This window comes from Alteromonas sp. 5NS40-0096 (assembly GCF_057544385.1).
Genome location: NZ_BAAJLQ010000001.1, coordinates 1000998 through 1023074, shown reverse-complemented (window position 1 = coordinate 1023074; position 22077 = coordinate 1000998). Strand labels below are relative to the sequence as shown.

Here is a 22077-nt window from a genome sequence, read left to right as displayed (position 1 = left end):
TACTAAAAAGCCCTGCAGACAATAATTTGCAGGGCTTTTTTATAGTTCAAATTTTTCGCTTTAGTTACGCACTTCGTCAATCGCTCGTTGGAACGCCAGTGAGTCGGCGAATGTAACGATATCTGACTCAAGCTGACCATTTCGAATGCACTCACACGCATGGTCTATTTGGAATTCGAAACCACTGCCGAGCCTATGATCGACAAAATGCAGTTTAGGTTGCTCCAGCTCGTACAATTTGGCTTCTGTTGTGCGCCAAAAATCAGGAATCTCGATTGTCCCCTTAGTACCAATTAGGTAGGCGATATTCGGTAGCTTTGACCGGAACGATGTGTGTAACGACGCTGTTGAATCGGCGTATTGCCATTGCCAAACGACATCATCTTCTACGCCATTGGGGACGCGATGAATTTTTCTGCTAAAGCTTGAGGGTTGCTCTTTGTGAAACAACCAATTAAACGCAATTGGGTAAATCCCCATATCAAATACACAGCCCCCCGCCCAATCTGCGTTATATTCACGGCAATTGGGATCATATTCGATAGGATAGCCAAAATCACAACGCAAATTGACAAGCTCACCAATTTCACCACTTTCAACCCATTGCTTCGCTTGCACAATCGCGGGTAGGAAGTATGTCCACATCGCTTCCATCAAAAACACTTTGTGTTCTTGAGCTAGACCGATGAGGTATTCTAAATCGGCAACACTGGTTGTGATTGGCTTTTCGCACAACACGTGTTTTCCCGCGCGAATTGCCGCGGCTGCCTGCTCGGCGTGAAAAGTATGCGGCGAGGCGATGTAAATTGCATCGATTTGCGGATCATTGTAGAGCGCATCATAGCCCTCATAAGCATTCTCAATACCATACTTTTCAGCAAAGGCATCTGCGTCTTGTTGCTTTCTGGCGGCAATCCCGTGAATGTGGGTATTGCGGCAAAATGCGATGTCCCTGGCGAATGTATGAGTAATGCGGCCTGCTGTCACCACACCCCATTTAACGGTTTTAATCGTCATGTCTTTTCCTTCAGTTGGTTATCACCATAAACCAGTTCTTGTTCAATGTCTTCAAGCGATTTACCTTTTGTCTCAGGTACCATTTTTATCACAAATACCAACCCGATGAGCGCGAAAATGCCATACACGGCGAAGGTAAACGCCGCCCCCAAGTTAGCCAATTCCCAAGGGAATACGAGTTGTACGGTGAAACTGACAATACTGTTAACTACACCGACCACTGAAATTGCCAGGCCACGCAAATGGTTGGGGAAAATTTCTGAGAACATTACCCACATCACAGGGCCAAGAGAGACGGCAAAAGAGGCGACAAATAACAAGATACCAAAGAGTACTAAAAACGCATTCATTGATACTGCTTGTTGGATAATTGCGCCTTGGTTAGCTTGAAATGTCTCCTCGCCGAGTGCCGCTATTACCGCATTTTTAAAATCTACGTCGTTTTGGAAAGTTTGATCAACAAGGCCAATTAGAGGCTGGGAATCAAATGACGACGCCAACGCTGCAATACTGTCTTGGGTAAGCAGATAGGATGCTTGGTTGTATCCGTAGGTGCAAATCGCCATACTGACGATGACCCCTGTTAACCCCGCAATTAGCAAGGGTTTTCTTCCTAATCTATCGATTAGCACCATAGCGACTACGGTAAAGACCACGTTTGTAAGCCCTATCCAGATGGCTTGTGCGAATGCGGCGTTTGTGCCGACACCACTTTGTTCAAAAATACTCGGTGCATAGAAATAAATCACGTTTACGCCGGTTGCCTGTTGCGCGATACCCACTATCAAACCGATAAACAGTGCTTTGCGAACATTAGGTCCGAATATTTCGCCCACTCGCTCTAACACCGGCTTAAGTTTGTCATCTAATGTATCTTTAATTTCTTGGATATGCGCTGACAAAGTGGCTGCTTCGGCGTCGGGATAAAGGCGCTTAAGCACCATTTTTGCGTCGTCCTCTCTGTTTTGTACCACGAGCCAGCGAGGGCTTTTGGGTATCAAAAACAAGCACAGGAAATAAAGCAGAGCAGGAATGATTTCCACACCCAACATCCATCGCCATGTTTGGGTATCTAAGTGGATGTCGGCTACCCAGTCTAGCGATTGTTGGCTTAAATTCAGAATATAGTAGTTGGCAAAGTAAGCTGCGGAGAATCCCACCACAATATTGAGTTGATTTACCGATACCATTTTACCACGACTCTTTGCCGGGCTTATCTCCGCGATGTACATGGGCGCAATCATTAGAGAACAAAAAGCCAAGCCGCCAATAAAACGAGCCACGACTAGCGCATCGTATGTGGGGGCAAACGCGGAGGCTAGGGCACTGACGAGATATAAGGCCGCTATTATCATCAGGGTTGTACGCCGTCCAATTCGGTCACTAATATAACCAGCGGTTAAGGTGGAAATAATAGCACCGAGGGTGGGTGCGGCTACCACGAGCCCCTGATCTAACGGAGATAGTGCAAACTCGGTTGTGATTTGACCAATAGTGCCTGAAACGACAGACGCGTCGAATCCGAAAATAAAACCGCCGAGTGAAACGATAACGGTGTAAAAAATGATTGGGTTAAACTTCATTGACAGCACCTTTGATCCCGATTTTTGTTATTACTACCACCATTTACCTTGCACCCATTTTTGTTCATTGTGAATTTCATTCAGCCATTGCTGTTGTATTTCGGTGTTGGCTTGAACCCTTGAGTCGCCCCAAAAACCCTGAGGACACTCGGGGTCACCCGCGCGCTTATCCTCATCACAACGCCACAATGGCTGGCTTTCCCAATGTGTATTGATGTAAGCCAAAGCTTTGATGACATCTTTATTGTTTTCAATAAACTGGAATACAGGACTATACCATTTATTCCAGATTTCGAAAGCGCTTACATTTTGCTGTCGGTTGTGCGTGATAAAGGCTCGCTTTAAGGCACCAATTCGATATGCTTGGGGCGCAGCTTCGGCAATCATGACAAATTTATTGTGGTCGCGAGCGAATGTAACAAAGGCATCTTGTGCACGCGCAGGCGTATCCACTGGTGCTTGCTCCCACTGGTGAAGATCGCGGTAAAAGACCGAAAGCCCCATCCAGTCGACGATGTCATCACCAGGATACCAAGAGGAAAGGTGTGCAGGGTGTCGGTGGTCATAGTCGTTGACTCGTTGAGCGGCAATGGTAGGGTCCGGCCAGGTAGCTGAATGCCACACATTTAACACGTTCCAAGCACCAGCTGCTCGTATCTTGGTGGCTATTCGAGTGTAGGCTTGTTTGAACGTGTCTTTTTGATAGCAATTCCAAGGGCCATCAAATTCATAACCGATACGCAGGAAGACCGGGCGCGGTGCCATGGCTTTGAGTTGTTCAGCGAGGTAGTCAATCGATTTGTCATATTCACCGTTTGCGATACGTTGGCCATGGTGTACATCATTACAACTATCAAATGCCAAACCGATAGCAAGAGCCGCATCCGGTGCAGAATTTAAGGTGTTATGTATATTGACGTCACCAGAGCCCCAGTTTCCGGTTTCTCGCAAACCGAAAAACGTTTTATTTGGATCGGCCGACTTGATTTGAGTATATAACGTGACACCTTCCAAATCGTCTTGTGGAATGGCATGCTGGTACGCAGCAATGGTATCACTGTCTTGCCCCATAAAAAGTAACGTTTTGCCCTCGGGTACAACGACTTTAGACCCGTCAACTGCAGTTGTCACTACAGTCGTGTTTTTAACGGTACTCGGGGTTTGGAAACACCCGGATAATGTTAACAATAACGTAACACCAATAGTGGGCTTAGAAAGTAAAGATAATGATTTCAACATCGTATTATTCTCTTGTCGCGGTATATTATAGGTAACAGGAAAGTGTTTGCTATAAAAGCCTCGAGAGGCGTTTTACTAAAAATGGCAACCACAAAAAGAAAATAAAATAATTGTGAGAACAACCCAGATTTAAGACGCTTTAATCACGGAAATAGTCACGTAAAAAATTAACATGCAAACAACAAATAACCCAATATTGCCAGGTTTTCATCCCGATCCCTCTATCGTCAGAGTTGGCGAAGATTACTATGTCGCTACATCAACATTTGAGTGGTATCCAGGCGTGTGCATTTATCATTCAAAAGACTTAGTGAATTGGCAGCTCGTGGCTCGGCCTTTGGCAACAACAGCAATGTTAGATATGCGTGGTAATCCGGACTCTTGCGGTGTATGGGCGCCCTGTTTGACAGTGAAAGACAACCGCTTTTTTTTGGCCTTTACCAATACGCGAAGATTCGCAGGGGATTTTAAAGATACGCCCAACTTTTTTACTTCGGCTGACGATATTACGGGGCCATGGCAAGCGCCAATATACGTCAATAGTAGCGGGTTTGATCCCTCATTGTTTCACGATGATGATGGCAAAAGCTACTGGCTGAACATGGTTTGGAATCATCGCCCAGAAGGTGGGCGCAATAACTTTTCTCCCGCGCGCTTTTTTGGCGGGGTGGTGTGTCAAGAGATTGACTTGGAGACAGGCGCGCTGATAGGGGAAAATACGCTGATTTACAAAGGTTCTGAAATTGGATTAACCGAAGGGCCACATATACACAAAAAGAACGGATACTACTACCTCACGTTGGCGGAGGGGGGAACGGGAAAAGATCACGCAGTAACGATAGCGCGTTCAATATCGTTGCTTGGGCAATATGAGACATCGCCTACCCATCACCCCGTTGTCACCAGTGCCAATTCACCAAATACGACTTTGAAACGTGCGGGCCACGGAGATTGGTGTGATACACCCGATGGAAAAACCGTTCTGGTTCACCTTTGTAGCCGACCTTTGCCCTATCGCGGACGCTCGGTCTTGGGTAGAGAAACTGCTCTGCAGTTTTTATCCTGGACCGACGACGATTGGCCATGTTTGTCTCACGGTGGTAATCATCCTCAAGGTCATATCGATATACCCAGCGAACCACAAGCGGCGAACGAGTACGTCGATTTAACTCAGAGCGAACTGCCGGATACTTATCACAGTTTGCGCTATCCGTTACCCAAAGACGTTGCATATCGAGACGAAAACGGTTTCGTGTTGCATGGTCAAGAGAGTTTAGGCAGTTGGTTTGAGCAGTCACTGTTGGCGCGTCGCCAACAAGCTTTCACTTATACCTATGAAACGACACTCGATTTTGCGCCGACATCGTTTCAACAAATGGCGGGATTAACTTGTTATTACAACAGTAAAAAATACTTCTATCTCCATGTTACCTTTGATGAAGATAACGGCCGAGTATTGGATTTATCGATGTGCCTTAACAACTGGCACAGTCAGTACCCGATGACAGCCCCAATTGTGCTACCCGAAAAGGGCACCATTTCATTAAAAGCATCCGTGGTACATGACGCTGTGCGTTTTGCCTATCGCACTGAAGGGCAACCGTGGCAAGAGCTGGGACTGACACTTGACTACAGCGTATTATGTGATGAAGTTGGTGATGGCGGCGCCGATGCCAATTTTACTGGCAGTTTTGTCGGTATTTGTTGTCAAGATCTGACAGGTCAAAAACTACCCGCGGTGTTCTCCTCGGTAAACTATCAAGAAACACTGGATTGATGTGTTTCACAAGGTCCAGAAACAACAGAAATCCTGGGCCTTGTTATGCGAACAACAAAAGCGAACAGCTTGATAAGGGGTTAGTGTAACTGCTCGGTAAGAAATTCGATAAAGGCTCGAGTCTTGGCAGGCATTACCCTTCCACTTGGAATCAACGCGTTAATCGGTGCGCCGTCAGAGGCGAGATCCGGTAATACCTCTACTAGCTCGCCGTTGGTGAGTGGCAGTGTGACAGCTTTGTCATAAATTTGAGCAATACCCATTCCGGCAATGACCGCATCGATAAAAGAACGAGCATCATTAAATACCGCGAGCGGGGAAGGGGTCATTGTTTTTGTTGAGTTGTCAGCTAATTGAAAACGCCAATTTCTGATTTTTCCCGTATGCATGCGATACATTAGCGCGTCGTGGTTGGGTAGATCTTCCAACGCCTGTGGATTGCCTTTTTCTTCAAGATAAGCGGGAGAGGAGCAGAGTATTAGCCTAGTTTTGCCTAATGGTTTGGCGATAAAAGAGCTGTCATCAAGTTCGCCAATGCGTACTAGGATATCCCACTCTCCTTTGATTGCATCTTCAAAGCGGTCGGACAGTGAGACTTCAAGGGTAACTTTCGGGTTCGCCTGAGTAAATTCTCGCAAATGATGAATCAAGTTACGACCGATGCCAATTGGCAGGTTCACTTTCAGTTTGCCCGCAGGTTCCGCTTTTCTCGCATCGAGAATGAGTTTGGCCTCATTAATAGTGTCGATGGCTTTGCGCGCAGCATCATAAAATATCTGGCCTTCTTCCGTCAGCCTTACTGACCGAGTAGTGCGATTAAACAGAGTGAGCCCCATTTCCTGCTCTAGTCTTTTTATGGCTTTACCGGTTCCGGATTTGGTCGAGTTGAGAAACTCGGCCGCGGCAGTGAAGCTGCCTCGGTCGGCCACGGCCAAAAAAACACGAATTTCATTAAGCAGCGCTTGTTGGAACATTATTGTGTCCTTCAGAGATACAATGAGTTTCAATTTAGCATGTTTATCGTTTTAAGGTGAACAACTAATCTTGCCTCATGGTTTGCAGTCGAGCTGATAACCCGTCATTCAAAGGTGAACAGCGAAACCTAATTTACCGAACAAACATGTTCAACATTAATTTGCTATGAGGATTATCCCAATGTCATTACAAGATCAACTTGATGCGTTTAAAGCGCAGTTTAAACAGCAAGCGCCTGCCGCCGCTTTCGACGCATTTGCTCGCTCAACACAAGAGCTAATAGACAGCAATCAGGCCAACAATGCTCTTAAAGTAGGACAAAAAGCGCCCGACTTTTCACTTACCGATGCCAATGGAAACCTTGTTTCTTTGCAAGCGATGTTGGCAAAAGGCCCAGTGGTTGTCTCGTTTTACCGCGGTGTATGGTGCCCGTATTGCAATATCGAGTTACAGGCACTTGAAGCCGCATTACCAGAAATTAATGCTCGCGGTGCCAGCTTGGTAGCAATTTCGATGCAAGGTGCGGCGGACAGTCGCAAGTCACAGCGTGACAATAATCTGAGTTATCCCATTCTCACCGATACTGCAGGTGAAACGGCCCATCGCTTTGGAATTCGTTGGGCCGTACAAGATTATGTTATTGAGTTTAAAAAGATGTTTAACGTTGTATTACCTGACATCCATGGGGATGGTGAATGGAATCTACCTATGCCAGCTCGTTATGTTATCGATACCAATGGTGTGATTGCTTACGCTGAAGTGAACCCCGATTACACTCAGCGTCCTGAACCCAGTGACTTGTATCCTGTGCTGGATAGCTTGAGAGGCTAGGTCCCATTCAACATCGTTCGCGCCAGCATCAAAACTAGAGCTGGCGCTCGATTGCAGTGAAAGCAAATCATTAAATTTACGCTCTAATGAATGAAGGAGTGAAGTATTATGAAAAAACTGATTTTACCATTTATCTTGCTATCAATGGCAAGTGGCCTGAGTTCCGCATTCATGTTGTGGAACAGTAACTATCAGCTCATCTGGGCTGGCTCGTTTTTAGCAACATTTCCGCTGCCATTTTTACTCATGATCCTGTCAGGTGTGCTCGGTTTAGCCAGGACGTCAAGCCGGTTGCCGTTAGTGCAATTGAGCGGCATTCTTGGGGTTATATTGCTCGTTTATAGTGTTGCTACATCAAATGTTCCCTTGCATACCAGTGACTACGTAGCAGCGGGTCTGACGATATATGGCGTCGCATTTGTCCAATGGTACGTTTGGATATATTCCTCTTATGGGCGTCAATCTAGCCAGCAATTGGTAAAAGGGCAAACTCTACCAGAATCCGCGCTAAAAGACCTTGAAGGTAACTCACTTACTACGGCGTCTTTTACTGGTGCCAAAACACTTATCGTATTCTTCAGAGCAAATTGGTGCCCGTTTTGTATGAATCAACTGAAAGAAGTCTTGAAGTTACAAGATGAATTGAAGAGATTGGGTGTAGCGGTAAAATTTATCTCTAACCAAGGCGTATCTCACTCACAGAAATTAGCGAAAAAGTTAGCGCTGCCACCGCATTTTGCGATTCTTCAGGATGATGATTTGCTCACCGCTAAGGCTTTGGGTATTGCTGATATTGGCGGCTCGCCTGCGGGACTTGCAGGGTACCCTGAAGATACGGTTATGGCGACAGTAATAGCACTGAATGAAGCGGGCGAGGTCATATTTGGCGATGAAACCGATAACTACCGAGTTCGCCCTCACCCTGACACTTTTATGGATGTATTTGGCTAATACTTCGGGACAGTCTAACGAAATCGCTAGTTGTTTTAAGCTGCGAGTTAAAAAAAGGGCCTCAGTAGAGGCCCTTTTGCGGTGTGTGCATTGTACGTATTTTCGCGCTTGGTTAGCCGTAAATTACTCGGTTAACCTTGTTTTCGAGTAGCTCCTGTTGACCACTTTGGTGGGCGGGGTTTAGCGCATTGTCACTCGTATATGCAGCTAGCTTCTCTAGCGAAAATTCACCTGACAATACGTCGCGTCCAAATTCCGAACTCCAACCTTTATACCGATTAGCCACAGCTTCAGATAAGAAGTCTTTTTCGATAAGCGTTGCTGCGCGTTTCAGTGCCATAGCCAAGTGGTCCATGCCACCGATATGGCCGTAAAACAAGTCCGCGGGGTCATTGCTTTGGCGACGCAGCTTAGTATCAAAGTTGAAGCCTCCGGTTTTAAACCCACCGGCTTTAATGATGTCGTACATGACCAGTGATAATTCATCTACATTGATAGGGAATTGGTCCGTATCCCAGCCATTTTGAGGGTCGCCTCTGTTGGCGTCGACACTACCGAAAATACCGAGTGAAATAGCAGTTGCAACTTCATGTTGGAACGAGTGGCCTGCCAAAGTCGCGTGATTCACTTCGATGTTTACTGCAAATTCATTCTCTAAACCGTATTGCTTTAAAAAGCCGTAAACGGTAGCGGAATCATAATCATACTGGTGTTTCGTCGGTTCTTGTGGTTTCGGCTCAATCAATAAGGTCCCGTTGAACCCGATTTTATGTTTGTGTTCGACAACCATTTGCATGAAACGACCGAGCTGTTCGCGCTCTTGGCGTAAGTCGGTGTTGAGCAAGGTTTCGTATCCTTCTCGACCGCCCCACAGCACATAGTTTTCTCCACCCAAACGCTTGGTCGCATTCATCGCGTTGAACACTTGGGTTGCACCATAGGCGAACACTTCTGGGTTTGGACTGGTAGCCGCACCGCCCGCATAACGAGGGTTACTGAACAAATTGGCGGTACCCCACAGGAGCTTCACACCGGTTTCTTCCTGTTTTTGCTCGAGCACATCGGTCAGGCGGGCAAAATTCTCCGTATATTCTTTAATGCTATTGCCTTCGGGTGATACGTCTACATCGTGGAAACAGTAATAGGGGACACCCAGCTTCGCAAAAAATTCAAACGCCACATCGGCCTTTTGCACAGCCCGTTCCATGGCATCACCTGGTTGTAGCCAAGGGCGACCAAAAGTACCCTGGCCGAAGACGTCCGCCCCGTCCCAACAGAAGTTGTGCCAGTAGCAAGCCGCAAAACGCAAGTGCTCTTCCATGGTTTTGCCCAAGATTTCCTCTTTGGCATTATAGTGACGAAAAGCGAGTGGGTTTTCAGACGCTTCACCTTCGAATTTTATATTATCGATTGATTCAAAATATTGAGACACGATGACGTTCTCCTGTTCTATTACTGACTGTTTTTTCATTATTGGCGTTAATCTGGTAGCTCACAATTACGTTTTTTGCTTTCCAAATTGTGCAAATTCACGCCTTTTTGATTGTGTTAAAAATGGCGAAGAATGCGCGCTTTAATTGATTGTTCAGTGAGTCCAAACAGCGTGTAAAGCTCGTTAGCTGGAGCGGATTCTCCAAACTGGTCAATACCAAAAACCTCGCCGTCTATGCCCACATACTTGTACCAGCTCTGAGTTGCTCCGGCTTCGATCGCGAATCGCATACGACAGGCATTCGGTAACACCGATTGTTTGTAAGTATCACTTTGCTGATCAAATCGGGAATGACACGGCATCGAGACGACATTGACTCTCAGGCCTCGCTCTGCAGTGATGGCATCGGCGATAGCGACAGCGAGCGATACCTCTGAACCACTTGAGATCAGAATGATATCGGGCACAGTATTCCCACCTTGTAAAAGGTAACCGCCTTTTTCTATGTCACCGATTTGTGAGGCATTGCGGGACAGCGCAGGGAGCCCTTGACGGGACAAACACAAGGCACTGGGGCGCGAATCTTGTTCAATGGCACAGCACCATGCCACCGCGGTCTCTGTGGCGTCGCATGGCCGCCACGTATCTAGGTTGGGCGTTGCTCTTAGGTTCGCAATTTGTTCAATCGGTTGATGGGTTGGGCCATCTTCGCCCAAACCAATACTATCGTGTGTAAACACGTAGATTGCAGGTAGCTTCATCAAAGACGCCATGCGTACGGCGTTACGCGCGTATTCCATGAACATCAGAAACGTTGCTGTGAAACAACGAAAGCCACCATGGGCGAGGGCACCATTGGCAATCGCTGCCATGCCAAACTCTCTGACACCGTAGTGTAAATAGTGCCCGTTTTTCTCGTTACTGCTGTATGCTCTCGCGCTTTTCCACTTGGTTAAGTTTGAAGGGGCAAGGTCTGCTGAGCCTCCGAGCAATTCAGGTAGGTGCGGGACCAAAGCATTTATTGCATTCTCAGATGCCTTGCGGCTAGCAATTTTGCTGTTGTCGCTCGCTACAGTAGCAATAAAATCGGCCTTTATTTCTTGCCAGTTAGCCGGAAGCTCTCCGTTGTTACGGCGCAGTAGTTGCGAAGCAAGCTCAGGAAATTGGTGCTGATAATCAGAAAAACGGGCTTCCCAAGCCTGCTGTTGTGCTATACCTGCTTGCACCGCATTCCAATCGTCAGCGAGGCCATCTGGTAGGGCAAATGGTGTATTTTCGAATGCCAATGAGGCTTTGGTCTTGGCGATTTCTTCAGTGCCCAGTGGTGCGCCGTGGCAGTCATGACTCCCTGCTTTATTTGGCGAGCCCAGCCCAATTGTTGTCTTGCAACAAATCAATGTTGGCTTATTACTGGCTTTGGCTTGTTTGATAGCGTCGTCAATTTGTGAAGGACAATGACCATCAACATCGGGAATGACGTGCCATTGATAGCTTTCGAATCGCCGTTGAGTGTCGTCGGTAAACCAGTCTTGGACATCTCCGTCAATGGAAATGCCGTTGTCATCGTAAAAAACGATGAGTTTGTCGAGTGCCCATGTCCCGGCAAGCGATGCTACCTCATGAGAAATGCCTTCCATTAGACAGCCATCGCCAACAAAGCAATAGGTGTGATGATCGATGATGTCATGGCCCGGACGATTGAACTCGGCACTTAAAATACTCTCTGCGAGGGCGAAACCAACGGCATTGGCCAAACCTTGTCCAAGAGGCCCTGTTGTGGTTTCGACGCCGGGTGTATAGCCCAGTTCTGGATGGCCCGGCGTGTTAGAGTGCAATTGGCGAAATTGTTTTAGATCATCCAATGAGACGGCATACCCTGTTAAGTGCAACAAGCTATACAGCAACATTGAACCGTGACCATTGGAGAGCACAAAGCGATCTCGGTTGATCCAATTGGGGTCGTTTGGATTGTGCTTAAGATGCTGGTGCCAAAGTACCTCAGCAATATCCGCCATACCCATTGGCATGCCTGGATGACCAGAATTTGCAGCTTGTACGGCATCCATACTTAACACGCGAATGGCATTAGCTCGTTGTTGGGGGGAAAATGTTGTCACAATAACCTCTATTGATTTCTTTGATTCGCATCGTTAGCAAAGCGGTTGAACTGGTGGTAGCGAAGCGTGAGCTGTTCATGGCGCGAGCGCTGCACTTGGTGAGTAGCAACGATGTCGGGGATTGGGCACACAGTGTCTACTTTGGCAGTAGGGTTGGCCCCTAACATCGCAATGCGCGCTGCGCCCAGTGCAGGGCCAACCTCGCCGCCTTGATGGTAGGTACAGGTTACGCCTAGCACATCGGTAATCAATTGACGCCAAAATTGACTTTTTGCACCACCGCCAATAATGGCTATTTGTGCCGGGAATACATTGGAGGCGTTGATCACTTTTAACCCGTCGTTTAATGCAAAAGCGACGCCTTCAAGAATCGCGTACGTCATTTCCGCTCTGCTAGTAGATGCCGTTAGCCCGATAAATTCACCACCGAGTTTAGGGTTGTTGTGTGGCGTTCTTTCACCACTCAAATAGGGTAAAAAGAAAGGGGCATTGGTCTCGTCAATTTGGGTCGATGACAATTCCTCAACCAACACGGAAACGTCTCCTTGTGCTGCGATACCCGCGAACCATTGCAGACACGACGCCGCACTGAGGTGTACTGACATCACGTGCCACGTATTGGGTAAGGCATGGCAAAAACTGTGAAGTGCACTTTCAGGGTTAGACATAAAGCGGTCAGTCACCGCAAAGATGACACCGGATGTGCCAAGTGACAGCATTGCATGCCCAGGTTGAGTAATACCACTGCCAATGGCTCCCGCAGCATTGTCACCCGCGCCGCCCATCACAGGTACACTTTGCATACCCCATTGTTGGGCGATAGATGGCAGCAGGTGGCCTGTGATGTCGGGCCCTTCACAAAGTGATGGCATCTGTTCAACGGATAATCCAGTTGCCAACAGCATGGCAGCAGACCAATCTCGTTCGGCAGTGTCCAACCAGCTAGTGCCTGCGGCATCTGACATGTCACTGTAATAGGTGCCTGTCAGTAAAAAGCGCAGGTAGTCTTTGGGCAACAGGACTTTGGCAACCTTGGCGAAAAGGTTCGGTTCATTTTTCGCTACCCATTTGAGTTTTGGGGCGGTAAAACCAGGCATGATGAGGTTACCCGTGATAGTCATCGCATCTGGTACCTCAGCCATCAATTCCTCGCACTCTAGTGCCGACCGCCCGTCATTCCACAGTATTGCAGGCCTTAAGACATTGTTGTGTTCATCAAGTAAAACCGCTCCGTGCATTTGTCCGGCGATGGCGATGGCTTCGATAGATTGACTTACACCTTGTTTTTTAAGGGCTTGCATGCAAGTGTCAAGGGCTTGCCACCAGTCCTTCGGGGCTTGTTCTGACCACAAAGGTTGTGGAGTGGAGACTGTCAGCGAAGCACTGTGAGATGCAATCACGTCGCCAGCTGTGTTACATACAATTGCTTTGACACCGGATGTGCCTAAATCAATACCTAAATATGCCATATGCGTTCTCTCTAAATCGTTGTATGTAGAGTATGGGTGAGGAGAATTCCCGCAATTACGAAAATCATTATTTTTATTTACATTTCTCTTACTCTTGTGGCGAAACCGAAAGATTGCAGTATCCTGAACATACGATAACAATCATAAGAAAACGCCGCGCTCGTTGTTTGCCTAACGTGACACACGCGGTTTGCGTAACTGGTAAAAGATATGTTTGATATTAGACACAGTATTACTTTGCTGTTTAACGCTAATAAGGTTTATGACCGACAAGTGATCGAAGGGATCGGCAATTATCTTCAAGCGACCAAAGTCAATTGGGATGTGTATCTCGAAGAGGATTTTTTAACCCGGCTAGAACGCATTGATGACTGGTCAGGCGACGGCATTATTGCTGATTTTGATGATGTGACGATAAGAACGGCGTTGCAAAATATCGATAAACCGGTGATTGGAGTCGGTGGGTCATATTCAGAAGAGGCAGATTATCCACCTGTCCCGTACGTGGCGACGGATAACGATGCGGTCATTCAAGAAGCCTACAGCCACCTCAAGTCAAAGGGTTTGGAACGATTTGCTTTCTATGGACTGCCTATTGATGAATCTCATCGGTGGGCACAAGAGCGAGAGATTGCGTTACAAAAACATACCGAAAAAGACGGTTACGCCTGCCACGTATATCGCGGCGTGCAAACCACACCGGATACGTGGCAGTACGCGATGAATCGATTGGCCGATTGGGTACAAGGTTTGCCCAAACCAATTGGGATTGTCGCTGTTACGGACAGCCGAGCAAGACACCTATTGCAAGCCTGTGAACAAACTAATATCGCAGTACCTGACAAAGTATCTGTGATTGGTATTGATGACGATGATATTGCGCGATTCCTAAGCCGAGTCGGGTTGAGTTCAGTCACTCAAGGGTGTGTCGAGATGGGATACAAGGCAGCTAAGCTGCTGCACAATCGTTTAACCCGAGAGTCTGAAACACTACCGAGAGTTATGGTGCCTCCTGCTGGGGTGGTATCGAGACAGTCTACCGATTACAAGGCTTTGACGGACCCCCATGTGATTCAAGCGATGCAATTTATACGTCAAAACGCGACTCGGGGAATTAAAGTCGAACAAGTAACTGACTATGTGGGTATTTCACGCTCTAACCTAGAGCAGCGTTTTTTAGAGGAGTGTGGGCACACAGTGCATTTGGCGATTCACAATGAAAAGTTAAATCGCGCTTGTAAATTGCTGACCGATACGGATATGCCGACTAAAGAAGTTGCCTCCCTTTGTGGTTATCCTTCGCTGCAATATATGTATGCCATCTTTAAAAAGCACTTTGAGCAAACGCCAACACAATATCGGCAAGGTCAGGGAGCATAGCCGCTCCCTAGTGAAGTTTTCCGATTAATGACAGCGCATTGCTGCCTAATTCAATATTGGTAGCGGAGCCTTTCACTGCTTTTTTCGTGTCCTCTGCCAATAGGTCAACATTACCTGAGACTAAGTTAAGTTTTTCGCCCACACTGGTCAGCTCATGGTTGATATGGTTTAGGTGAAGAATGACGTCTTCTGATGCTTCCGATACCGATTGGGTGGAGTTGTGCATTGAATTCTCACTGGAGTCCGTTGCAGACATCGCATTGGACATTGAATTATTCAAGCTGGACAATGCGTCACTCACCCTGTGTTGCTTTTCTTCCAAGCGTTTCAAATGGTTATTGATTTGCTCTGAGTTTTCTTTGGTTTTTTGCGCGAGCGCTTTGACTTCATCGGCGACAACAGCGAAACCACGGCCGGCTTCACCTGCACGGGCCGCCTCAATGGCGGCATTCAATGCCAACAAATTGGTTTGCTCAGAAGTGCCAGAAATCTCTACCGCTAAGGTGGAGATGCTTTTAAATTCTGCTAAAAATTCGTCGAGTTGGCTAGTTAAGGTATTACCTGCATGTGAGGCGTCGGAGACTTCCTGTGTCAGGCTTGTTATCTGGCTACAAACTGATGTGAACGCACCAACCATCTCTTCTAGTCGTTGTTTACTTTGTTCTGCTTCATGCACTAACTGCGCATTGGTCTCCAATGTCAGTCTAGCGGTCGCTGCGAGATCTTCGATAAACCCCACCCGTTGTTTTGAAGCAGTATTCACATTTCGAGCATTTTGCGTAATTTGCTCCGTGATAGATTGAATCTCTTGTGATAAGTGATGTTCGGAGGCATTGGATTGTTGCTGAACGTTGGCTGCTGCTTCAGCGTCTGCCTGTTCGATATCACACTTTCTCGCGCTGGCGGCTCCGGAATAGGTCGCAACACAATATGGGACACAATAGGTTAAAAACAATTTGGGCCAAGCTATCGCGCCGCCCAGAAACAATGCATCCCATTGGTTTATCAGGTTTAAAATCGTGCCAACGACAAAGGCGACGATGAAGGCTCGTTTCATTAGCTCTGGTGCGAATGCATAATCAATCCATGAGCTAGATTGGATAGTCCTTGAAGTCATTGCGTGTACCCGTATTGCTGTATTTTATTGATGTTACGTCGAGGCGTGTGAGACTGTTGTCGTTTTGCTATTACCATAGCGCGACTTTTGTATCCTATCCACATAACCTCTTCAATCCATTTTATATTTCCGAATGTTTCGTTTATCAAAGGTCGAATAAACGTCTTAGTTATCTCACGGGAATGCTTATTACAAAACGATACAATTCAAATGGATGGATTTTATTGTAGATACAGTATCATCGTTTATCTAGGTTATTGAACGCGCTAGTGTTGTACTTAAACTCGCTGCAATAACCACAAAAACATAAATCGAAGGAGACTTCTGCGTTTTGCGCGTTGTCAAACAAAAGGATAAAAGATGAAGTACGGTATTTTCGCGACAGCTGTCGCCGCGTTCTCGTTACACAGTGCAGCGACTGCTGCTGATTTTACATTGGGATCAGGCTACCCATTTGTTATTCAAGCCCAAGTTTCTCAAACATTCGAACAAGACAATTCTCGGGTTTATGGAAACTATAAAATAGGTTTGGATGACGGTTTTGCAGTCGGTTATGAAAAAGGGTTTGATAACCATAGCATTGGCATTATGTATGGCGCACTTGGCGCAAGAGATGCTGATAGGGAATGTGAATCAGAAGGCTCGGTAGGAGGCATTATCGCATGTCCTATCATCGCTATATTCGATGACGAAACAACAAATGGATTCGGAGTGACTTATCAATATTGGTTTAACGGTGCATTTCAAGATGGCTGGGGAATCCGCTTAGAAGCGGGCTACGGGAAAACGTCAGACACAGATTTAGAAAGGGCTGATGGCAACATCACGATTTCCTATCAATTTTAATGCCTTGAAAATCTGTTGATTCGGGCCAATGTGGTAAGGTGTGGTTACTCAACATAGCCACGCCCAAATTAGACGACAGTTGAAAAGGACATCACAATGCCGATTGCACAGCTTAATGTAGCGAAAATACGATACTCCCTTGAAGATGAGAGAATGAGCGGGTTCGTGGATAATCTAGAACACATCAATGGCTTGGCTGAATCTATGGACGGATTCATTTGGCGCTTAAAAGACGAAGAAGGTGATGCAACCTCATTTCAAGCGTTTGATGACCCCGATATCATCTCAAATTTGTCTGTCTGGCAGTCCGTTGAGGCGCTAAAACAATTTGTGTTTCATACAGAACACAAGTTTTTCTTGGCGCGAAAAAAAGAATGGTTTGTCCCCATGACAATGCCGAGTTTGGTGTTGTGGCCCATTGAACGCGATGAAACCCCAACCTTAGAACAGGCCGTGGCGCGACTTACCTATCTTAGAGAGCATGGTGACTCTGACTACGCGCATTCATTTCGGTATACTCAAAAGGCATAATGAGTCAGTGATTTAATCGAATCTCGAAATAGGGCGTCGTACTCGACGACAACACATTAAACAAGAGGTAAGAATGGCGAATACACATTCAGCGTTTATTGGACTAATGCAGCGTGCGAGAAACGTGAAACGTTGGCCGTTAATGGCGCAATTTCAAGAAGAAATGCTTTCGACTCACATATACGAGGCCTCTGTTGTCGCTCACATGCTGGGTGTGATCGCTAAAGAAATTTTCAACGAAGACGTCAATCCAGATCGGGTTGCTTCGATGGCTATTTTTCATGAAGGCAGTGAAATTGCAGGCATGAGCGATATTCCAAGCCCCGTCAAGTATCACGACCCCGAAACGACCAAAGCGATCAAAAAGCTAGAGCGTCGCTTTGAATCCATGCTGATCCAAACTCTCCCTGAGGCGCTTCAAGGGCAATATCGCGGTCTCATCGAACAAGATAAAGATGACATTCACGTCAAGTTAGCAAAAGCGGCTGACGTGTTATGTGCCTATTTAAAATGCGACTACGAGTTGAGTAAATCCAATTCAGAGTTCTCAAATGCTATGCATGAAATGGAGCTGCAGCTTGAGAAGTATCGCGCTAACTTCCCAAGTGTTGACTATTTTTGTCAGATTTTCTTAGAAGATGCCAAAGGTACGTTAGACGAGCAAACCAAAGATTTAGACTGGGTGAACAACGCGAATGCCGTGCACCTTGACGAAGGGAAGGGCGAGAGTTAACTAGCGTCGTTACAATGTATAAAACCTATGTTGTTGGATTCGTCATCACCATCACTTAACTTGCCATTCTAGGTGATAAAGCGGAACTTAATACGACTGTCTTTTGTGTACGTCGAGCTGCCACGCGGCCCGACGGTCATTTCACCTATTCGTCATTATTTTCACTTAACACTTTTGCTAGTGCCGAAGTGTATGACTTGGCTGCGTAAAGCTGTACTATGTATGTAAGTTCGCAAATAATATTAAAAGTTATTTCAGCGCAATCTCAGGAAAGGATAGCGAGAGATGGTCCAGTATGATAATAATTATTAAGCGATTCTTAGTGGTCGATTCGTTTAAATTTTAGGCAAAAAAGGAAATAGCCACCCTATGAATATCAAGTTTACTTATTTATTAACTTTTCTAATTATCATATTAGGCATATCTTTTTCTTACTTTAATTTTTTTAATGATTATTTATGGTTAGCAAGAAGCGGAGCTTTGATTGTAGTTGTTGGTATTATATTCGCTGTAGTAGAGTATCATAATCGAGAATTCCAAACCAACATGTTTAAATTCTATACGGATACATTAAAAGACAAAATCGCATACGATACCAAAAATATCGACCAAGATACGCTTAATTCTTGGGTTAAAAAGGCTGAAGCAGAAGAAGACAAGCTCAAAAGTGAATTAGAGAAGTACACTTTGAAACATGAGGCAATTCTTCTAATATTGGGAACATTAATTTGGGGCTTTGGAGATGTGCTAATTAAACTACTTTTTGGTTTATAAATTTATCTAACAAAGCTCTTAAAACGTTTATCACAGCGCGTTAGCTCCGCGTTGAATGTCCGCTCCTTGTTCATTAGCGCCTTTCAACACTAGCTATGGGCGGCAAAGTACGCAAAACAGACCTCCAATTACCCCAGAAAAACTGGTTCAGGAGCGAGTGTTTCAGCATCTGACCTCTTTAAGCCATAAAACCTTAAAAATTCAGCCATAAGTCAGAGAGACGTCAGGTGTTTTGCGTCCTATTTTTTTAAATTAATGAATAATTTAAAGATATTCAAATTGGACAAACCATGAAACAAATTCGTCTTCCAGCTACTTTGCTGTTTTTGATGGTGACGATGAGCAGTAAAAGTCATTGTCAGGACACATCCGCAGCCCTGTTATATCCCTATCTCGGGCAAAAGCCACCAGGGTTAACGCCGCAACCCTTTGCGCTCGGTATTGTAAATACAGAAAAATGGGGCGATTCTGTCGGTTTTTCGCCTGACCTGAACACAATTTACATTAAACGGTGGAGGCATTCTCGCGAAGTTGAGCAACCAGAAAGCCATATTTTCCAGAATGTCGATAACCAATGGCATAAGACTGTGATGCCAGACAATATGGTGAAACCATTCTATTCCCCAGATGGGCAAACCCAATATCACAGGTCGAAGTATAGAGAGCGTATTGCGGATGGCTGGTCTGAATGGAAAAGTCTTGGCCCACAGTTTGAAGAGATTCGTATCATGGGTCTCACTGCATCTGCCAATGGGACTTTGGTGTTTGATGAAAATGCCAGACACAAGGACGGTTATGGTACGCTCTTTTATTCGCGATTGATTGATGGCAAACGCGAAGATCCGCAGCCTTTGCCAAAAGAGATTAATACTGGCAGGTGGAATGCCCATCCCTTTATTGCCCCCGATGAGAGTTACATACTTTGGGATGGCGAGCGAGCCGATGGCTATGGGGAAGCCGACCTATTTATCAGCTTCCGGCACAAAGATGGCTCTTGGAGTGATGCGATCAACTTAGGTAACGCCATCAATACTGAAGTTAGGGAAGGTGGTCCAATGGTATCACCAGACGGAAAATATCTTTTCTTCAATAGAATGGTACCGCGCAGTGATGACAGTGGGAAACAGCAGTCAGATGTATTCTGGGTGTCTACACAAGTTATCGAAGACCTTAAAAACAGACAATAAAAACATCGCAAGGTGAAATTCAACAATTCACCACGTTACGTTACTCGAGAAAAAATCGTTGTCGCGACCGTCTCCATATGACACAAAGCTGCGGTCAGGCTGAAGAAGCCTGACCGCCCAAACATTGTCTCAAGTTGCGACTGGCTATGCAGAGCTGCGATGTACGTAAAGCAGATAATAAACGTCAGCTAATTCGACGAAGTAGGCATACGCATAAATAAATGTATGTCAGTATTTTGCAGCGCAGTCTGACGCAAGCGTATACTCTGCTATCGGTTAAATGTCTTACAAGGCAAAGACCTTTCTCATTGCCGTCCCCATTCCTTTCCACCCATTTCTACCAATCGAGACGCAGCTCGTCGAAAGGAAAAGGCGAGATCATTGGCGGACGAAAATTGAGCCAGTGACACGCCAATTCGGCCGGTCGCCGACCACTCATAATATTCTCCTTCTTTGGTGCGAATCATGGTTGTCGCAAAGGAACTCGAGTTACCCCCTTTCTCACTGACAATCAATTCTCCATCTCCATCATCACTTTCGACGTACGCTTCAAAATCGACAAACAACTCGTCGAGCGGAACTTGTGCCGCCAACACCAAGCGGGTGCGAGATTCATAACACGCGTCAATGAGGGTCACGAACCGTCGCGCTTCGTTGAGGTGATTGGCGTCCAGTTGAGGGACGCGCTCCATGATGATGACCGGAAATCGGCAGCAGAGGGAAATATAATCGGCCGCCCCGAGCGGTTGGTAGCACAACTCGGAAAAGTCAAACCAGGCGCACCTGTGATTCAATCGGGCGACCTTGACATTGCGACCAAAGAGGACAGGAATGATTTCGGCGTTAGTTTCGGATGCAGTGCCCCCAAATATTTCTTCCAACTGCCCCTGTATGTTGTTATTGGTATTCCCAGACACATCTTTGTTTGACCAAAAATAGGATTGACCATCTGATCGAGTTTCGAGTCGATAATCCACACTGGAATCTTCCATGGAAATAATGTCGAACGTGTCTTTCAGCATGTCGATGAATGGCAAAAAGAGGGAACGGTTGATACCACCCTTATACAAGGCATCGGGAGGGCGATTCGAAGTTGCCACCACCACGACATTCCAATCCAATAATAATAAAAACAGGCGTTTCAAAATCATGGCATCGGCAACGTCTGTCACTTGAAATTCATCGAAACAGAGGAGTTGGGCTTCTTGTGCCAATTGTTGCGCGATGATGGGGAGCGCATCATCTCTTGGGTGCTTTTGCTTGTAGACAAAGATTCGATGATGGACGTCTAGCATGAATTCATGAAAGTGAACGCGGCGTTTTGTAATCTTTGCGTGTTTGTGGCTGTTATTTTTACTGCAAGAATCATCATCAGGCACAGTAACCGACGCGTAAAAGAGATCCATTAAAAAGCTCTTGCCGACTCCGACCGGTCCATGAATATAAATACCTAGAGGGGGAGGACCAGAAGACCACAAGTGGAACTTCTTTCGAAGAAAGGATAGGGCGGATGTCAGGGACCGTGCCAGTAATCGAGGACCGCGGCTTGTCCGATCTTCGGTGTGCACGGGTATTGGTGGGAGCGAAGTAAGAGACTCGTGGAGGGCATCGAGTTTTGCCGCCAAAGCGACTTGCTCGTCATCTCGTCGCACCTCGCCTGCATCCACCTTGAGTTCATATGCTGCTGTCACTGGGCCTGTTGGAAGGGAGCGCTGAGCGACGCGTTGTTGTACTGCCATATTGTTCATCACCGTCTTCATCATGTGACTGATGAATTTATTAACATGGTGGTAAAGTACGATAGATTTCCGTTTGGGTATCAAATGAATTTGTAATAGAGACTTAAGTTTCGAAGTTTAATTTGTGTAAGTTCATTATAACCAATTGAATAATATAGCTAAAAATAGCTTTTCATGGCGGCGTGTTCGTTGTCTACACAAAACACGAAACCACTCAAGAACTATGAAATGAACCATGGCACACCTTTTTTATTTTTAACAACAGATTGGCTCACACGTGCCGATACCAAAGTCTACAACCTGTCGAGTGAAAGTCGGCTATTTTCCTTCTATCAATCAACTTTTTCCGAGTGATCAAGTATTGAATACAAGCGCTTCT

At 46.1% G+C, this 22077-nt stretch carries 18 protein-coding genes and 1 pseudogene; 9 read left to right on the top strand and 10 right to left on the bottom strand.

Features of this window, described 5'->3' with window-relative positions:
- Positions 1-60: 60 nt before the first annotated feature.
- The 3 genes from AC27G9_RS04675 to AC27G9_RS04665 are packed head-to-tail and all read right to left on the bottom strand — an operon-like array spanning position 61 to position 3839.
- On the bottom strand, positions 61-1017 hold the full coding sequence (locus tag AC27G9_RS04675; protein WP_487071517.1) for a Gfo/Idh/MocA family protein: 957 nt from the start codon (positions 1015-1017) through the stop codon (positions 61-63).
- Positions 1014-2600, bottom strand: a complete 1587-nt coding sequence (locus tag AC27G9_RS04670; protein WP_487071515.1) for a sugar porter family MFS transporter — start codon at positions 2598-2600, stop codon at positions 1014-1016. Before AC27G9_RS04670 ends, AC27G9_RS04675 begins: the two co-directional genes overlap by 4 nt.
- A gap of 33 nt (positions 2601-2633) precedes the next feature.
- Positions 2634-3839 carry a glycoside hydrolase family 26 protein gene (locus AC27G9_RS04665; RefSeq protein WP_487071513.1) on the bottom strand — a complete coding sequence of 402 codons (1206 nt, stop codon included), beginning with the start codon at positions 3837-3839 and terminating at the stop codon, positions 2634-2636.
- Between the two features lie 172 nt (positions 3840-4011).
- Between AC27G9_RS04665 and AC27G9_RS04660 the strand changes: the two genes are divergently transcribed.
- On the top strand, positions 4012-5616 hold the full coding sequence (locus tag AC27G9_RS04660; protein ID WP_487071511.1) for a glycoside hydrolase family 43 protein: 1605 nt from the start codon (positions 4012-4014) through the stop codon (positions 5614-5616).
- A gap of 80 nt (positions 5617-5696) precedes the next feature.
- On the opposite strand, the gene AC27G9_RS04655 is transcribed toward AC27G9_RS04660, so the two are convergent.
- Positions 5697-6590: a LysR family transcriptional regulator gene (locus AC27G9_RS04655; protein ID WP_487071509.1), complete on the bottom strand. Its 894-nt coding sequence runs from the start codon at positions 6588-6590 to the stop codon at positions 5697-5699.
- A gap of 181 nt (positions 6591-6771) precedes the next feature.
- On the opposite strand from AC27G9_RS04655, the gene AC27G9_RS04650 reads away from it, so the two are divergent.
- Both AC27G9_RS04650 and AC27G9_RS04645 read left to right on the top strand, forming a co-directional pair.
- On the top strand, positions 6772-7422 hold the full coding sequence (locus AC27G9_RS04650) for a peroxiredoxin-like family protein (RefSeq protein WP_487071507.1): 651 nt from the start codon (positions 6772-6774) through the stop codon (positions 7420-7422).
- 108 nt (positions 7423-7530) lie between these two features.
- Positions 7531-8373 carry a peroxiredoxin family protein gene (locus AC27G9_RS04645; protein ID WP_487071505.1) on the top strand — a complete coding sequence of 281 codons (843 nt, stop codon included), beginning with the start codon at positions 7531-7533 and terminating at the stop codon, positions 8371-8373.
- A gap of 112 nt (positions 8374-8485) precedes the next feature.
- Here the strand turns inward: AC27G9_RS04645 and xylA are convergent, their stop codons facing one another.
- The 3 genes from xylA to xylB all read right to left on the bottom strand — a co-directional run bounded on the left by xylA (position 8486) and on the right by xylB (position 13391).
- Positions 8486-9805: a xylose isomerase gene (xylA, locus tag AC27G9_RS04640; protein ID WP_487071503.1), complete on the bottom strand. Its 1320-nt coding sequence runs from the start codon at positions 9803-9805 to the stop codon at positions 8486-8488.
- A 116-nt stretch (positions 9806-9921) separates the two neighbouring features.
- Positions 9922-11922 (bottom strand): transketolase, encoded by a 2001-nt coding sequence (tkt, locus tag AC27G9_RS04635; RefSeq protein ID WP_487071501.1) that lies wholly within the window; start codon positions 11920-11922, stop codon positions 9922-9924.
- An 8-nt stretch (positions 11923-11930) separates the two neighbouring features.
- The gene (xylB, locus tag AC27G9_RS04630) at positions 11931-13391 is read right to left on the bottom strand and encodes a xylulokinase (RefSeq protein ID WP_487071499.1); all 1461 of its coding nucleotides are present in this window, start codon (positions 13389-13391) and stop codon (positions 11931-11933) included.
- Positions 13392-13601: 210 nt separating this feature from the next.
- Between xylB and AC27G9_RS04625 the strand changes: the two genes are divergently transcribed.
- A complete protein-coding gene (locus AC27G9_RS04625) occupies positions 13602-14771 on the top strand; it encodes a XylR family transcriptional regulator (RefSeq protein ID WP_487071497.1) in 1170 nt (389 codons plus the stop codon).
- A 7-nt stretch (positions 14772-14778) separates the two neighbouring features.
- Here the strand turns inward: AC27G9_RS04625 and AC27G9_RS04620 are convergent, their stop codons facing one another.
- Together AC27G9_RS04620 and nrtS are read right to left on the bottom strand one after the other, a co-directional pair.
- Complete coding sequence (locus tag AC27G9_RS04620; protein ID WP_487072059.1) at positions 14779-15555, bottom strand: methyl-accepting chemotaxis protein; 777 nt, start codon at positions 15553-15555, stop codon at positions 14779-14781.
- A 141-nt stretch (positions 15556-15696) separates the two neighbouring features.
- A pseudogene (gene nrtS, locus AC27G9_RS04615) lies at positions 15697-15828 on the bottom strand (nitrate/nitrite transporter NrtS); the annotation flags it as partial.
- 420 nt (positions 15829-16248) lie between these two features.
- On the opposite strand from nrtS, the gene AC27G9_RS04610 reads away from it, so the two are divergent.
- From AC27G9_RS04610 to AC27G9_RS04590, 5 genes are all read left to right on the top strand, one after another.
- Positions 16249-16734, top strand: a complete 486-nt coding sequence (locus AC27G9_RS04610; protein WP_487071495.1) for a hypothetical protein — start codon at positions 16249-16251, stop codon at positions 16732-16734.
- A gap of 96 nt (positions 16735-16830) precedes the next feature.
- The gene (locus tag AC27G9_RS04605; RefSeq protein WP_487071493.1) at positions 16831-17265 is read left to right on the top strand and encodes a DUF3291 domain-containing protein; all 435 of its coding nucleotides are present in this window, start codon (positions 16831-16833) and stop codon (positions 17263-17265) included.
- Between the two features lie 73 nt (positions 17266-17338).
- Positions 17339-17998: a 5'-deoxynucleotidase gene (gene yfbR, locus AC27G9_RS04600; RefSeq protein ID WP_487071491.1), complete on the top strand. Its 660-nt coding sequence runs from the start codon at positions 17339-17341 to the stop codon at positions 17996-17998.
- Positions 17999-18367: 369 nt separating this feature from the next.
- Entirely contained in the window at positions 18368-18772 is a 405-nt protein-coding gene (locus tag AC27G9_RS04595) for a hypothetical protein (RefSeq protein WP_487071489.1), read from the top strand.
- Between the two features lie 290 nt (positions 18773-19062).
- Positions 19063-19959: a hypothetical protein gene (locus AC27G9_RS04590; protein ID WP_487071487.1), complete on the top strand. Its 897-nt coding sequence runs from the start codon at positions 19063-19065 to the stop codon at positions 19957-19959.
- Between the two features lie 305 nt (positions 19960-20264).
- Here the strand turns inward: AC27G9_RS04590 and zapE are convergent, their stop codons facing one another.
- Positions 20265-21698, bottom strand: coding sequence for a cell division protein ZapE (gene zapE / locus AC27G9_RS04585; protein ID WP_487071485.1), 1434 nt, complete (start codon positions 21696-21698; stop codon positions 20265-20267).
- Positions 21699-22077 lie beyond the last annotated feature (379 nt).